Origin of the sequence: Zavarzinella sp., from assembly GCA_041399155.1 — a bacterium.
Taxonomy (GTDB): Bacteria; Planctomycetota; Planctomycetia; order Gemmatales; family Gemmataceae; genus JAWKTI01.
The window spans coordinates 156,268-170,700 of the sequence record JAWKTI010000007.1 but is presented as its reverse complement, the minus strand read 5'-3'; the positions used below and the strand labels follow the sequence as shown (position 1 = coordinate 170,700).

Sequence of the window (14,433 nt, the reverse complement as noted above, 5' to 3'; positions counted from 1 at the left end):
ACGGTTGCGATTTCCTCTTCATCTGGTGGCTGCGAAGGATTTGCCATGTATTTCGGTGCGATTAACCGCATGATATTTCTGGAGCTGGTGAAAGTATTTCTCATTACTTTAACCGCTCTGACAGGAATGTTTCTACTCGCTGGTCTGGTGCAGGAAGCCTCCCAGAAAGGCCTCTCGCCGGTGCAGGTGCTGCTGGCCATCCCGTACATCATTCCCAATACTCTGCCATTTACGATTCCTTCCACCACGTTGTTTTCGGTGTGTATCGTCTATGGGCGGATGTCTGCTGATAACGAAGTAATTGTCTTAAAGTCTGCTGGCGTCAACATTTACCACTTATTGTGGCCCGCACTGCTGCTGGGGGTGCTGACCACCGGAGTGACGGGATATCTGTATTACGATGTAATACCAATGTCCCAGCGAAAACTGCAAAAGCAGTTCCTGGAGGATGCTGAAGAGGTGCTGTACGGCTTGTTGAAGCGGGAAGGTAGTCTGAAGCAGAGCAGCCTCGACTTTGTGGTCTATGTGAAGGACGTGCAGGGGAAAGACCTGATCGATGTGGTGGTCAAAAAGCGGAACAAGAACCGCGATGGCTACGATCTGGTTGCCCGTGCCCAGACCGCCCGCTTGATTGTGCAGTGGGACGATAATCCGGACGCACTGCCCAAGTTAACTGTGGTGATGGGGCGGTGCGTCGTCGATCATGGCTCCGGCGACAGTTCGGAAGTGACCTCCGAACGCTATTCCACCACTCTGCCAGTGTCGATTTTCGGCAAAACGGCCAAAGAACGCCCCAGTTCACTGACCTGGAAAGAGCTAACGGTGCGTGAAAATGAAATACTGAAAGAGTTGCGGGAAGTGGAAGCGATTGTAGCAGACTTGAAAAGCCAGGGAGAAACGCAGATTTCGGCGACGATGAATGCCAGAGAAATCGCCGAAGAGTACAAGCACAAACTGAAGCATGTGGACAATCTGCTGAACAAAGTCCGCACAGAACGCCACATGCGACCAGCCACTGCAGTGGGCTGTCTTTGCTTCGTGCTGATCGGCTGCCCGGTGGGAATCTGGGCGAACCGCTCCGACTATTTGAGCATTTTCATTATCTGTTTCCTGCCTGCGGTATTTGCTTATTACCCACTGCTATTGGCAGGTGCAAATATGTCCAAGGAAGGGAGTATCCCACCATATGGCCCTTGGGCTGCGAACATTTTTCTGTTGATCAGTTCGCTTGTGCTGATCCGCAGGTTGATGAAGCGTTAGACGATTGTCCAAAAAATTGTGATCAAGATTTCATCCACTAACCCAATCCTACCCAAGAAGTTGCTGGGAAATCGGGTTCCAATATTACAATATTGCAATACTGGCACTTCTAATTTGGCTGCACAAAATCATCTACTGAAAATTCGATGCCAAGTCCGCAAGAGATAACTGGTAAAAAATCCTAAAAAACCGCACATCTGACTGCAGATCTGGGTTACAATGGCGACATTCCTCTGGAGGAGATCCCACATGGACCCGAACCGGACAGAGGCTTCCAGTCTCGTCAGTGCCAACGCCACAACGCAGGATTCACAACAAGCTGCAACAATTCTTGAAATTACCCATTCCACTCGGTATGAAATTGGCGAACCAATTGCCGCAGGTGGCATGGGGGAAGTTCGCAGAGCAACAGACAGGGTTCTGAACCGCGAAATTGCCGTTAAAGTCTTGCATAGTAAGTACGAAGTAGCTTCGAGCACTGCCTATCGATTTCTGGATGAAGCCCGAATTACTGGTCAGTTGCAGCACCCCGGCATCCCCCCGATCCATGATCTGGGCACGCTGGCGGATGGTCGACCGTTTCTGGCAATGAAACTCATTAAAGGCGAAACGCTGGATGAAATCCTGAAATCCCGCACCGATACTACCCATGATCGATCTCGATTGGTGGCTGTTTTTGAAGATATCTGCAACGCTGTGGCATATGCCCATGCCCACGATGTGATCCACCGCGATCTGAAACCACGCAACATCATGGTGGGCAATTTTGGTGAAGTGCAGGTGATGGACTGGGGTCTGGCAAAGGTGCTGCGGAATGCCAAAGCAGAGACACTCATCGATCCGGAATCGACCTCTGCTGCAACAGAAATACGCTCGACGCGGGACAGTGACGACTTGTTTACCCAGGCCGGCAGCGTGCTGGGCACCCCAAGTTACATGGCACCAGAACAGGCAATCGGTGCGGTTGACAGAATTGACCAGCAAACTGATGTATTTGGCCTGGGAGGAATTCTGGCTGCCATTTTGACTGGTCGCCCGCCATACCAGAGCAAGTCATCCGAAACGACCCGCCAACTGGCGGCTATGGGCAAACTGGCCGACTGTTTCGCGGCACTCGATCAATGCGGAGCAGATCCGGAACTGGTTTTGTTGTGCAAAAAGTGCCTGTCAATCGAAAAGTCGGATCGCCCCGCAGGAGCAGCGGAAGTTGCACAGTTGGTCGCACGGCTAAGAATGGATTCGGAAGAGCGTGCCCGACAGGCAGAACTCCAAAATGCAGCCACCGCAATGCAACTGGTGGAAGGCAGGAAACGCCGCAAAATCTGGATCGGGCTAGCTGCCACGCTGGCAGTGGGGGTAGTGCTTTCAACTGGTCTTGCAATCTGGGCGAATCAGTCTCGCAAAAAAGCAGAGCTGGCCGAACAACAAACAGAACAACGCCGCATCGAAGCTTTGCATGCAAAGCACAACGCCGAAGAAAAAACAGAACTTGCCGATGAGGTGCGTCGGTTTCTGCAACTGGATGTTCTGGATTTGGCAGATCCCAAGACCCAACTGAAGGACAGCTCTATTCGTTATGCAGCCGATGTAAAACTGCGCGAAGTTTTGGTGCGTGCTTCTGACAAAATTGAAGGGAAGTTCGATGATCGACCTGAAATTGAAGCGGAACTACGGAAAACCCTGGGCAGTGCCTTGGAATCCGTGGGTCGATCTGACCTAGCTGTGAAGCACTTCAAACGTTTACAAGTGCTATTGGCTGATTCGAAGGGGCCGGAACATCCAGATACCTTGCACAGTGCCAACCACGTGGCAATCAATCTCTTCTATCTTGGTAGCAGACACGAAGCGATGGAGATATTCAAAACAATATTAGAGCTTCGCCAGAAAGTGCTGGGACCTGATCATCCGGATACTCTGTGGACAATGAATAATCTTGCCAATTGTTACGCCAGTGCGAACAAGCGAGAATTGGCACTGGAACTACGAGATGAAACATTGCAACGCCGAAAGGCAATTCTCGGGCCGGATCATCCCGATACTTTAATGAGCATGCATAACCTTGCTATTAGTTATGAATCCTTTCAACGATTGGATGATGCGATTACGTTGCTGGAAAAGACGTTGAAGCTACGGCAGGAAATTCTGGGAATCGACCACCCAGATACGCTGTTGAGCATGGAAGCTCTGGGTGGGTATTACTACAAGAAGAATCGCATGCAGGATGCGCTCGAAATACTGGAAAAAACACTAACACTACGCAAGGAAAAACTTGGCGAGCTTCACCCTAGTACTTTAGGTTCGATGAATGCGCTAAGTAATGTGTATTATTCATTACAACGATACGATGATGCACTGGAACTACGTGAAAAGACACTGAAACTGCAACAGGAAAAGTTGGGAGAGGAACACCCCGATTTGCTTACGACCATGGGGAATCTGGCAAACAGTTATACGAAAGCTGATCGACTTGATGAAGCCAAAGGGTTACTTGTTCGTACACTGCAGATTGTGAGGAAGGTATATGGTCCGGAAGATCCCAGAATCATTCTGCCACTGGCAAACCTGATCGTGGCACTACGAAAACTAAAACTGGATGACGAGGCGTGGGAACATATTGACCCACTACTACAGGTAGTTGCTAAGACAAAGCAGGCAAAGAATTTCAGTTACCCACGGAATGTTGAATCGGTGATGATCAATTACCGAATTGAAATGAGTCGCATGAAGAAGGATCTGCCTGAGTTTGCAAAAAGCCTGCAGATGTTGGAAGATCTGGGAGAGCCACCCACGGTATTTGCCCAGACCTATAATCTGGCAAAAAACTATGCCTTGGCCACGGAATGGTTTGCTGCAGAGAAACTGGACGAAAAAGCCCAGGAATTACTTCAGCGCGCGATTTACTATCTAAAAAGAGCCCACAGCCAGCAGCCATTTACCAAAGAAACGTTTGCCAAGGAACTTGGCTGGCACAACGACTACATGAAGAAACAACCGGAGTTTGCCAAATTTATTGAAAGCCTGCCTGCAGCTACGAAAAAATAACTGGAATATAGCATCCTGGAGCTGGATTTACTTTTCACTGGCTGGAAGCCGGTGCCACAGGGCGCATCTTTACCCACTTATCGTGTGCATGGTGCGGTCTGCTTCAGAAAACCGGAACTACTTTTTCTCGTGACCCTCCCACTTACCCAGATTGTTTGCCGCGGAGCAGTTCAACCTCTGAATCGCTGGTAACTGGGTTTAGTTTGCCGATTTAATAAGGCTTGTCAGGCCGTCTGATGCGGTTTGCCATGGCACAATCGCTAGCCGCATTCTGTCTCCATGCAGTTTTTCTACCAAGAACGACTGCCAATCATCACGATGGATTGGCAAGAAGAAAACCCATCTACAATTTGCCGAGTGATTTGCCCAGGTCGTAGATTTCTTCTGCATCCAGGTGGGTGTTGTTGGCTTCAAAGAGTTTTGCGACCGCGAGGCGGTGGATTTTCATTTTTGTGTTGCCCACACCAATCGCCCCGTAACAGATCGCCCCATCCCGTTCCTGGCCGCGATCCATCGGATCGACACCCTCTATCCCCACCGGTGGGACGGCATTCAGATCGATCACGACTTTCAGATTTTTATAATCTTTTCTCATTTTTTCGGGTAACAGCACCACGCCAGCAGCACCAGCAGCAACCACTAACTGGGCCTGTTGCAGTGCCAGTGGGGCATCGCTGGAACTTGCTGTCGCAACCGCAGTTACCTTACCAGTGGGCACTTTCCGCAAAATAGCGTCGCACGCCTGCTGGGCTTTGGAGAGATCGCGGGAGCCCACCAGCACTTTAGAACCCTGTCGTGCCAGAATCCGTGCGACCCGCTGGCCGACGGGCCCTGTCCCACCCAGTACCAGTGCGGTGGTGGTGCTGAGTTTCAGGTGCTGTTCTGCCGCCAGCACTGCCGCCACTGCGGTGGTATTGCACCCATTGGAATCCAGCATGGTCGAGACCTGCAGCCCTGCCTTCGGGATCATTGCCTGCTGAACGGCTTTCAGCACAGCTTCGCCATGGGCGACATCGGAGCCACCCAAAAAAATGGCGGTACGATGAAGATCTTTGTTCCCACGAGTGAAGATGGCACCATGCACCATCGGGACCACATGTTCTGGTCGCACACCGGAGTGGGTAAACAGAAAATCAATTCCGGAATCCACCGCTACCACGCGATCGAACACGGACGCATGGATATCGGTATCAAGGTGGATAAGAATCTTGCGTTTTTCAGACATGAGAGCACTCGTACGTGCGAGATCCATTCAGACAGGAAAAACCACCAGTCGATTACTCGAATGGGTGTTTTTGGTCTTTGCCAGCAATCACTTCGTCAACGGAAGGCAGGTTCTTCAAGGCCCGTGCGATTGCTTCTTTGGTGGCTTCGTAATTGTTCTTGTAAATTACGGCGTTATCATTGGCATCGCCAGAGATGAACACACCGCACACGATCACCCATTCTTCGGCTTTGTCTTTAGGAATCACGCCTTCGATGACGCTGTCGGTCACGGCACGTGCAACGGCGGCTTGTGCGGGGCCAAACATCTGAATGACCTGCTTGGAACCTTTCAGGGTTACTTTGGTGATGATGGCTGTGGATGGCTTGCAGGCCAGGTTCGGGGTGACCACTGCCAGCAGGTTGGTATGGCCAGCCGACTGATTGGCCAGTGCGTTGGCGAAAGCCACACCCACGGGGCCATCTTTTGGTCCAATCAACAAATCGATGTGCGACACATTGGCGAGGTCGCTGCCCTGAATGACAAGTGATTCGCCGACATACATTACCGACATGGTCAAACTCCTGTTAGAATCCTGGATGATCAGCCCACCGCGCGGGTGGTTTCCAACAAGGTTACAATTTCACCAATCGAAGAGCAATCTTTTTTCGTGAAATCACTGCGAAGAACAGTCGAGATGAGACGTGCTGACCTCGTTTTGTTGCTGTCGGCAACCTAACCCCCCAGCAACTATCCCTGAGAAGTGAAGAAACAAGACAGGATTTTGCATCGTGCTACCATAGATGCAGTGAACGGCGAATTGATGAAATAATTCTCATGAAAATTCCTTCACATCTGCTGGTGATTCGTGGGTGCATACTACCCAACACAGAATAAACGGGCAACTTCTGCAAAACTTGAGAAAAAATACAAAATTACAAAAAACTGTACAAAATTTCATTTTTCTGCAAACTTTTTCCTGACTTCCCCGTTTTATGAGCAGTGGGGGACAATTTTAGGGCAAGTACTGCCGACATGTGCGTCTTCCACCATAACGGTGAAGCCTGTTGCAGTTGCGTTTTCACCGTTCTTACTGGTATCCTGAATGATAAGGCACCATTGGGAGGAAAAAGTATGCCGGTGTTTCGTTTACTGATTGCAGGACTGCTTTTGTATGGTTGTGGTACCCAGAAACTGTTGGCACAGGGTGCCGATCCGAAGGTGCCTCCGAAGAAAGAAGAAAAGAAGGACGAGTGGCCCAGTATTATTGAAGGCAAAACTGTCGACCAGTGGATTGCCGAAATGAATGCCGGCCTACAGCGAGATCCCTCGGCACGCGAGCGTGCCTGCTTCATGATCCCACAGTTTGGCCCGAAAGCTGGGGAATCGGACAAATTAGGCCCCCAGATCATCCAGACAATGACAGTCGATCCTGATTTCAACGTGCGGATTGCCGCACTGGCCCTGGTACCCCTGTTTGGTTTCAAAACTGTCCAGCAAACCAAGACAGGCATGGGGGTCGTTGAACGCAACTTTCTGAATTCTCCATCTTCAGTGCATCTCCGTTATGAAGGGGTATCGACGCTGGCCGCGATGGGCCCCCACCCGGAAGCACGGAAACTAATGACACAACTGATCGCCAGAACCAAAGATCTGCAATCGTGGCAGGTCCGGAGGAATGCGGTTTTCGCACTCGGTCAGGTGGGTCAGGGGTGGCAGCCTTCAGAAGAAGATTTGAAAAAAGGTGCGGCACCGATTGAAGTTGATGCACGTGCCGTACAGGCGATTTTGTATTCACTTCGTGATGATGGCTGTGAACCAGTGCGTCGTCAGGCAATTAATTCTCTGTTGACCATTGGGCCGGTGCCGGTGATCTACCTGAAAGACAGTCGCGATATCCTGGGGCGTGTTTCCCAACAGGATCGCTCGATGGCGATACGCATCTGGGCTGATGTGTTTCTGATTAAATACGATCCGGATGGTGCCAAAATGGCCCCCACTCGTCTACTGGCGATTTCCAAAAACCTGGCCGTGGCGGACGATGTCGAACTGCGTGTGGAAGCCTGCTCCGCACTGGCCTATCTGGGTGAAGATGCCAAAGCCCGGCTGCAGGACTTGATTGCGGTGATGAGTGATGCCCAGGAGAAGCCCCAGGTGATTATTGCTGCCATCGGTGCCGCCACCACAATGAAGTCGTTGAAACCCACCGTGCTGCGTGGCCTGGAGCCACTGACGAAGCATTCTGATGAGAATGTGAAAAAAGCAGCCGAAGAAGCGATTAAGTATTTGAAAGAAGAGAAGGAAAAACCGGTGATGAAGAAATAGGCTTCAGGCACAAAGTGCCGTCTAGGCCTAGCCCGGTCCGTGAGGGCCGGGAAATCAATACATCATCAATTCAGGCCTGTAAGGCCATCTAAAGAATACATCAACAACTATCCCATGCCTAAGTTCGCCCTACAAATACTTGTTTTCAAGAAAAACAGCGAAATGAGACGGCCTTACAGGCCTTCAACATTGGGAGCATCTTGTACCCAGCCCTCACGGACCATTGATGTGAAGGTCTTGGACATCATTTTTTTGCTCGCTTCATCACCCTAAAGACTGAATCGTGGCAAGTTGTCTGTTTCAGTTTTTGGGGTTTTGGATTTGGAATTTTTGTAGGATCTGTACGCCCTACTTTGCTTTTTGCCCACTTCTTTTTCCACAGATTGCCCAATAATTCAGTTAGTCTTTCTAATATCCCCACTTCTTGTTTGATCCCTTGAAGCAGCATCTGCACATCGCGCGTTCGAAGCAATCGCGTTGCGGCCATCACCTCATCTCGGATATCTCGCCAGAGCATTTCGCCAGATACTTCATCTATTTTCTTTCCGTTTCCGACCGAAATATGCCATTTGATTGCTTCTGTAATGTTAAATAAAATGAGGCAAAGCGATGCTTGTATTAAACCAGCCTCTGGACTGGTACCTATCAAGTGACGCAACTGAAACACTTTTGTAATCGTCGCGTATACACGCTCAATATCCCAACGATAGCGATATATCTCTGCGATGTCGTCTGCAGGGTATCGTTTCGAATCGGTCAGGTCTGTTAGTAGTTGTATCTGCACTTTATCGCGGATAATGCTCAGTCGGCGTACTGCGATCAATTTCGTATTCTTTTGACTTGTGATCCAGCCATGTTCTTCGATAAGTTTTCGGCCATATCGGTCTTTGCCAATTCTCGCTGGTTTTTCCGGATCTTGAATAAATTGGGTAATGCTTGCAACTCGTAAAACAAAATGGCACCCGTCATCCTTGATCATTGCAATATGCTTGTAGAAACCATAGCATCGATCCGCCACAATTAATTTCTCGCCGCAATGGTCTTTCAGCTGTTGCAAAAGTGGAGCTAACAAGCGTGTTTCACTTGCTTCTCCATCCAATTCCGAAGCCATTTCCATTACCAGACCAGTACTCAGATTCACTGCAACAAGTGCTTTCCTCCAAGCAATTTTGATGCATTTTGCTTGCTTATTCTTAAAGGAAGAAGGCGCCGCATCGTATGCTTAATTACTTTGCCATCAACGGCGACAACAGTAAGTTTGCAAAGAGATTTTGGTAATTTAGAAGTCATTTTTCTTGGCAAAAGCTTTGAAATAGCCCGATAGGAATGCGAAAGGAGCCCCGCCCCAACCTCTGGCGGCATATGCGCTAATTTGTCATAAAACGCTTTGAGCGATGTAGGCAATTCACCGTTTTCAGATGCATCGATCAGACGAGCCCTGGCAGAGTGATCGGGAGAAATCAGTGAATCTCGCAACAATTGGAAAAATGAAGAGAATGTCAAAATACGAGTGTAGGTGCGTCCACGATTTGATTGATAGATCGCTTCAAGCGTATTATTTTGGAAAATGTCATCAAGCATGAGGAAAGCGGCTTCGGCTAAAGGTAGGCGTGATAAAGCCTCTGAAGCGAATGAATTTGAAGTCATCTGTCAATCCTTGACAAAACATAAAACCTTACTCTTAAAGAACTTAGCCAAATCCTCCCAGCAGTTCAAGACCTTCACACCAATGGCCCTCACGGACTGGGCTTGGCCTAGACGGCACTTCGTGCCTGAAGGAAGCAAGGAACTTGGGATTCCCAGCCCTCTTCACTGCTCACCATTTCCTCATTTATTGATTGCCAGTGAGTTGACGATTTCCGTTTGATTGGTTTACCGCTCACCCTAAGTCCGAAACATTCTGAGAGGCTTTTACGTGCCGTTGCTATTTCGACTGTTTTTTGCCGCCCGAAACAATTTCGTCAGCCATCCGTTCACCTTCATATCGATGACAAGATGAATGCGATCGGTTTTCCCACGGTTTCTGACTTGATGAGGGTCGGACAGTCGTAAGTACCAACAGTTTCCTGGCATCATCTCTACACGCGAACCATTGAGAAAGAAGTCCACTTCAGAGTTGGTTCGAATTGGTATGTGAATGCGTACCACTCCATCTTCGAAACGCAAGCCATCGTCCGTATGTTCCTTAATCACAGATCCTGCAGTGAGACGCATCAAACGTGCTGCAAATATCGTGCTTTCGAAACTGGAAAGAACTTGTTGAAAATAGAGGGTGTTTTGCAGGCAGGTGGTATCGACAAATATTTTTTGAGTGGGGTCTGCTTGAATCATGCGGGATGCATCGGTTTCACCACAAGGGGACCGTAGTGGAATTGCCTGCCAGCTACCTGAATAGTTTTCTCGATTGTAATGCTGAGTCCACTGCTGGCCAAGTTGATCAAGGTCTTCTGATAGCAGGTGGGTATCAAAAGTAAAAGGCAGTTTCAACCGATCAGGCATGATCCTCGGGTCATTTTCTGAATCCTCCACGTGCACAGCCAGGCTGCCGAACACAATAGCACACTTTGTTGGTAGCACGTACCTTGGATCCATGTAACCAATGAAATTTGCACCTCTAAACAACTTTTACCATTGCCAACTGACGCAATGTCAGTAATAACTAACGTTATGTCAGAAAATTTGCCACTGAAACGATTTGCTACCTCCGTTACTCAACCGGCTTCATTACCAAGGAAATCTGAGAAAACCAGGACTGCAATTCTTGAGGCTGCACTGGAATTTGTCTGGGATCACCCTTTCCGTGACATGACTGTTGCTTCCATTACGTCGCGGACCGGAATTAGTCGCTCAGCGTTTTACCAATACTTCAACGATCTGCACGATTTGATGGAAGTATTGTTACGTGGCTTAGGGCATGACATCCTGGAAGTTTCTGCACCATGGTTCCACGGTGAAGGCGATCCTTTGCCGCTCCTCAAAGTATCTCTTGGGGCCCTGGTCCAGGTTTGTTACGAACGAGGACCTATCGTGCGTGCAGTTTCGGACGCGGCACCATCCGACGAACGTCTTGAGAAGTCATGGTCTAATTTTCTCTCAGGATTCGATGACATTGTTGCCGCGCGAATTAAACAACATCAGGATGCTGGGCTGATACCAATGTTTGACCCACATCCAGTAGCTGTTGCACTTAACCGGATGGACGCAGCCCTTGTCATCCAGAGCTTTGGTCGCCGCCCACAGGCAGAACCCAGACCTGTCCTCGAAACGATGATACGGATCTGGAGTTCCACCCTATACCCGAATCGAACAGGGTCTGACCCTATTCAGGAGCAATGAGGACAGCTCAATAGAATCGCTGTTCAGGAAACCTGATGAATAGGTGATGCAATTCGAGGCACCTTCCCATGATGAAAGTGCCTACGAAGAAAGAGAAATAAAAACCGCTCATAAAGAACAATCATCGTCAATGCCCCATTCGTTGATCCATGATATCGCTGACCAATTAACCGATATCAAATTGTACCCTGACCAAGGATATTTTCCATGAAGTACACCCGTATTCTGATTGTGACTTTACTCGTCACTACTGCATCGATTGGCTGGCTTGCTGCTATACAACAGCAGCAAATAATGCAACCACCCAAGATGAAGATGACCACACCAGTACCGCCAGGAATCGCCACACCGGACAAGCTGGAAACTTCGATTGGCACTTTGACAGGATTTGACGGTGTGCCCGATGTCAAAACCACCCAACTGGTCTATGAAAACTTGTTTCGGCAGCGGGCGTTGAGTGCTTATCTGAACTCTATTCAGATCGCATCAATGTACGCTATGGAACAGGGCATTCGTGAGTTCGGTCCGCCGAACACCACGGTGATCCAGTTCGCCGATCAGATGGATTCCAAAGCACGCTGGCTGACCCCCAATACGGTATCGATCTACCAGGCAATTTGGGTGGAACTGGGCGATGAGCCGATGGTGCTCGAAACGCCGCCGAACGTCCTAGGAATCATCGACGATGCCTGGTTCCAGTACGTGGCTGATTTCGGCAACGCGGGCCCGGACAATGGTCAGGGCGGTAAATTCTTACTTGTCCGCGAGGACTACAAAGGAGAGCTCCCAGATGGCTATCACATCGCTCGAACACCGACGACCGGCAACTGGGTTGTTTGGAGGGGCTTCCCAGTGGAAGGCTCGACCAAGCCCGCGGTGGAGGCGACACAGAAGCTCTTCAAAGCCTACCCGCTTTCCCAAAAGAATAACCAGCCGAAGCTGACATTTATTAATGTCTCTGGTAAGTCCAACAACACCATCCACCGGATGGACTATGGTTACTGGGAAGAGCTGAATGCTCAGATCCAGGACGAAACGCTCATGGGTCTTGACCCGGACATCCGTGGTTTGCTTGCCGAGGTAGGGATCGAGAAGGGCAAGAAGTTCGATCCTACTCCAGAGCAGAAGAAAATCCTGGAGGATGTGGCCAAGATCGGTGCTGTGACCGCTCGGGCTCTCACAGCCCGCCCGAAGGATGATCTTGCATATGTGTATCCTGGCGAATTGAAGTGGACGAACCCGTTTTTTGCCAACCGCTACGATTTCATTCTCGAAGGCAGGCGACTTTACGATGGTCGCGTATACATGCACTTCTATGCAACAGGGATTACACCGGCCATGGCAGCCAGGAATGTCGGCAAGGGTTCACAATATCTGATTGCCTATCTAGATAAGGATGGCAATGCACTGGATGGCAGCAAAACGTACAAGATCCATTTGCCTCCGAACGTACCTGCAAAGGACTTCTGGTCGTTTACGCTTTATGATAATCAGACGCGATCAATGCTGCAAACCGATCAACGTTTCCCAGGCATCGACAATCTCAGCCAGAAGAACATGAAGCAAAATCGGGATGGTTCCTACGACATTTACTTTGCGCCGGAGCCACCGAAAGGTTTTGAAAATAACTGGGTCCAGACCGTACCTGGGAAGGGATGGAACACTATTTTCCGACTGTACGGTCCTCTAAAGCCTTTCTACGACAAAACGTGGAAGCTGAGTGATCCAGAATTAGTGAAGTAATTTTCCCCCAGTGGCACCCGACTTTCTCTCTCACCATTTACTCATTTATTAATCACAAGTGAGTTCACTATTTCCAGGTCGCGGGTGCTGAGACGCACCATGTTGTCTGCGGTGCCTGTGAAGGTCAACAGCACGTGCTGCCCATTTGGTGCGGCAACACAATAAAAATGTTGCGTCACCGGCTGACCATTCAACTTGCCTGTGGCCACAACGCGGTATGTCCAGCGTTTCTCTTCGTTCGGAATTTCCCCTCGTTCGGTGATTGACAGCATCTCCCAGCCGGGCAAAGATGAGATTTCCTTCACAAACTGGTCAGCTCCCAGATTTTTGCCCGCCTCCAGCTTCTTCCAATAAGTAATGCTCAGTTGGGCAATGAAATCCCCACGCTGCATCAGCCGCATGATCATGGTGTATTGGTTGGCGGCAATCATTTGCCATTCGCGGTGGTGCATCAATTCGTAACGCTGGGCAGGTTCCCGCACGAATAAGGACGCCATTGCCTGAGGCAATCGGTCCACGGCAGGAATCTTGCTGGCAATCCCTGCTGGCACGTGCGTGGCTGCCTGTGGTTTCACGACCACATTCGTTTCGCTTTCCAGATTGGCTGCGGGTGTCATCGGCCCCGCCTGGCGTACATCACGTTGCTGCCACTGGATGGCCGAAATTTGCTCTGTCGATTTGTCGTAAGTTACTGCAGCTGTGATTGTTAAGGTGGCTAACGCACCGCGTTCTATCCCCTTGGCGGTGCCGGATACTGCAATCGTTGCGGTGGTGTCCGTCTGGCTTTTGAAGGTTGCCTGCAAATCCTGTTCGGTCAGGGCATCAAACAGGCACAGCGACTGCACAACACCCGGGTCGATTTTCCAGGTATCGTTCAGTGCCACTGGTTTTTCGGGCAATAATCCAACAATCGGCAAGGTGTCATAATGCTCTGCCACCATTTCCAGATCCTGCTGGGTCAGTGGGCCTTCCAGACTGTAACAAATTAACTGTTGCAGCGTGCGGTCGACCACAATCTGCCTTCGCTTGTCCGATAACGTGCGACTATTGCTTTCCCCATCGATCGTGGCTTTCGATTCTGCAGTTTCATACCACCGGACCGCCTGCGTGGGGACTTGTTTCTCATTGAATTTTAATGAGATTTGCTCGAAGCGGTGCTGATTGTTGGCTGAAACTGCCAGCTTGACAGGTTTACCACCACGAATGATCTGAAAATAACCCTGCAGTTTGGTGGAAATTTCAACATGAACTTCTTTGCCAGCAGGATTGCGTTGAAAACGAACAGGTTCCGTCGCACCAACGGTGGCTGCAAGGAAAAGGAAAGTAATGGCTAAACGCATCATGCCTAAAGTTCCGAAAAAGTGGCAGTACTTCCGCTAATCATCGGTAAGAAGTGGCAAAATCATGAAATATTGTAAAAACAGGTAATCTGTACCCACGCAAAATGGTCGCACGAATGATGATGTTCTGGTGGTAAATACGTTTTGTGCGAAAAAGCACCAGATAGTAGAACATAAGTACTT

At 49.6% G+C, this 14,433-nt stretch carries 11 protein-coding genes; 5 read left to right on the top strand and 6 right to left on the bottom strand.

The window, feature by feature from the left end; translation table 11 throughout:
- Positions 1 to 45 precede the first annotated feature (45 nt).
- Positions 46 to 1,260 carry an LptF/LptG family permease gene (locus tag R3B84_24100; GenBank protein ID MEZ6143658.1) on the top strand — a complete coding sequence of 405 codons (1,215 nt, stop codon included), beginning with the start codon at positions 46 to 48 and terminating at the stop codon, positions 1,258 to 1,260.
- A 249-nt stretch (positions 1,261 to 1,509) separates the two neighbouring features.
- Entirely contained in the window at positions 1,510 to 4,302 is a 2,793-nt protein-coding gene (locus R3B84_24095) for a tetratricopeptide repeat protein (protein MEZ6143657.1), read from the top strand.
- Between the two features lie 343 nt (positions 4,303 to 4,645).
- On the opposite strand, the gene R3B84_24090 is transcribed toward R3B84_24095, so the two are convergent.
- Both R3B84_24090 and fae read right to left on the bottom strand, forming a co-directional pair.
- Complete coding sequence (locus R3B84_24090) at positions 4,646 to 5,527, bottom strand: methylene-tetrahydromethanopterin dehydrogenase N-terminal domain-containing protein (GenBank protein ID MEZ6143656.1); 882 nt, start codon at positions 5,525 to 5,527, stop codon at positions 4,646 to 4,648.
- Between the two features lie 52 nt (positions 5,528 to 5,579).
- Positions 5,580 to 6,080, bottom strand: coding sequence for a formaldehyde-activating enzyme (gene fae, locus R3B84_24085; GenBank protein ID MEZ6143655.1), 501 nt, complete (start codon positions 6,078 to 6,080; stop codon positions 5,580 to 5,582).
- A 560-nt stretch (positions 6,081 to 6,640) separates the two neighbouring features.
- Between fae and R3B84_24080 the strand changes: the two genes are divergently transcribed.
- The gene (locus R3B84_24080) at positions 6,641 to 7,831 is read left to right on the top strand and encodes a hypothetical protein (GenBank protein MEZ6143654.1); all 1,191 of its coding nucleotides are present in this window, start codon (positions 6,641 to 6,643) and stop codon (positions 7,829 to 7,831) included.
- 244 nt (positions 7,832 to 8,075) lie between these two features.
- Here R3B84_24080 and R3B84_24075 read toward each other — a convergent pair whose 3' ends face one another.
- From R3B84_24075 to R3B84_24065, 3 genes are all read right to left on the bottom strand, one after another.
- Entirely contained in the window at positions 8,076 to 8,972 is an 897-nt protein-coding gene (locus tag R3B84_24075; GenBank protein MEZ6143653.1) for a transposase, read from the bottom strand.
- Positions 8,969 to 9,478, bottom strand: coding sequence for a hypothetical protein (locus R3B84_24070; protein MEZ6143652.1), 510 nt, complete (start codon positions 9,476 to 9,478; stop codon positions 8,969 to 8,971). The genes R3B84_24075 and R3B84_24070 overlap by 4 nt, the downstream gene beginning before the upstream one ends.
- Positions 9,479 to 9,742: 264 nt before the next feature.
- A complete protein-coding gene (locus R3B84_24065; GenBank protein ID MEZ6143651.1) occupies positions 9,743 to 10,330 on the bottom strand; it encodes an aspartyl/asparaginyl beta-hydroxylase domain-containing protein in 588 nt (195 codons plus the stop codon).
- Between the two features lie 168 nt (positions 10,331 to 10,498).
- Here R3B84_24065 and R3B84_24060 point away from each other — a divergent pair, with 168 nt between their 5' ends.
- Positions 10,499 to 11,167, top strand: a complete 669-nt coding sequence (locus R3B84_24060; protein MEZ6143650.1) for a TetR/AcrR family transcriptional regulator — start codon at positions 10,499 to 10,501, stop codon at positions 11,165 to 11,167.
- A 207-nt stretch (positions 11,168 to 11,374) separates the two neighbouring features.
- A complete protein-coding gene (locus R3B84_24055) occupies positions 11,375 to 12,910 on the top strand; it encodes a DUF1254 domain-containing protein (GenBank protein ID MEZ6143649.1) in 1,536 nt (511 codons plus the stop codon).
- A gap of 41 nt (positions 12,911 to 12,951) precedes the next feature.
- Here the strand turns inward: R3B84_24055 and R3B84_24050 are convergent, their stop codons facing one another.
- Positions 12,952 to 14,253 (bottom strand): hypothetical protein, encoded by a 1,302-nt coding sequence (locus R3B84_24050; GenBank protein ID MEZ6143648.1) that lies wholly within the window; start codon positions 14,251 to 14,253, stop codon positions 12,952 to 12,954.
- Positions 14,254 to 14,433 lie beyond the last annotated feature (180 nt).

Excerpts from the sequence above, each read along its gene's own strand:
- R3B84_24100 (MEZ6143658.1), top strand. The coding sequence starts at position 46 with ATGTATTTCGGTGCGATTAACCGCATGATATTTCTGGAGCTGGTGAAA.
- R3B84_24095 (MEZ6143657.1), top strand. The coding sequence starts at position 1,510 with ATGGACCCGAACCGGACAGAGGCTTCCAGTCTCGTCAGTGCCAACGCC.
- R3B84_24090 (MEZ6143656.1), bottom strand. The coding sequence starts at position 5,527 with ATGTCTGAAAAACGCAAGATTCTTATCCACCTTGATACCGATATCCAT.
- fae (MEZ6143655.1), bottom strand. The coding sequence starts at position 6,080 with ATGTCGGTAATGTATGTCGGCGAATCACTTGTCATTCAGGGCAGCGAC.
- R3B84_24080 (MEZ6143654.1), top strand. The coding sequence starts at position 6,641 with ATGCCGGTGTTTCGTTTACTGATTGCAGGACTGCTTTTGTATGGTTGT.
- R3B84_24070 (MEZ6143652.1), bottom strand. The coding sequence starts at position 9,478 with ATGACTTCAAATTCATTCGCTTCAGAGGCTTTATCACGCCTACCTTTA.
- R3B84_24065 (MEZ6143651.1), bottom strand. The coding sequence starts at position 10,330 with ATGCCTGATCGGTTGAAACTGCCTTTTACTTTTGATACCCACCTGCTA.
- R3B84_24060 (MEZ6143650.1), top strand. The coding sequence starts at position 10,499 with ATGTCAGAAAATTTGCCACTGAAACGATTTGCTACCTCCGTTACTCAA.
- R3B84_24055 (MEZ6143649.1), top strand. The coding sequence starts at position 11,375 with ATGAAGTACACCCGTATTCTGATTGTGACTTTACTCGTCACTACTGCA.
- R3B84_24050 (MEZ6143648.1), bottom strand. The coding sequence starts at position 14,253 with ATGATGCGTTTAGCCATTACTTTCCTTTTCCTTGCAGCCACCGTTGGT.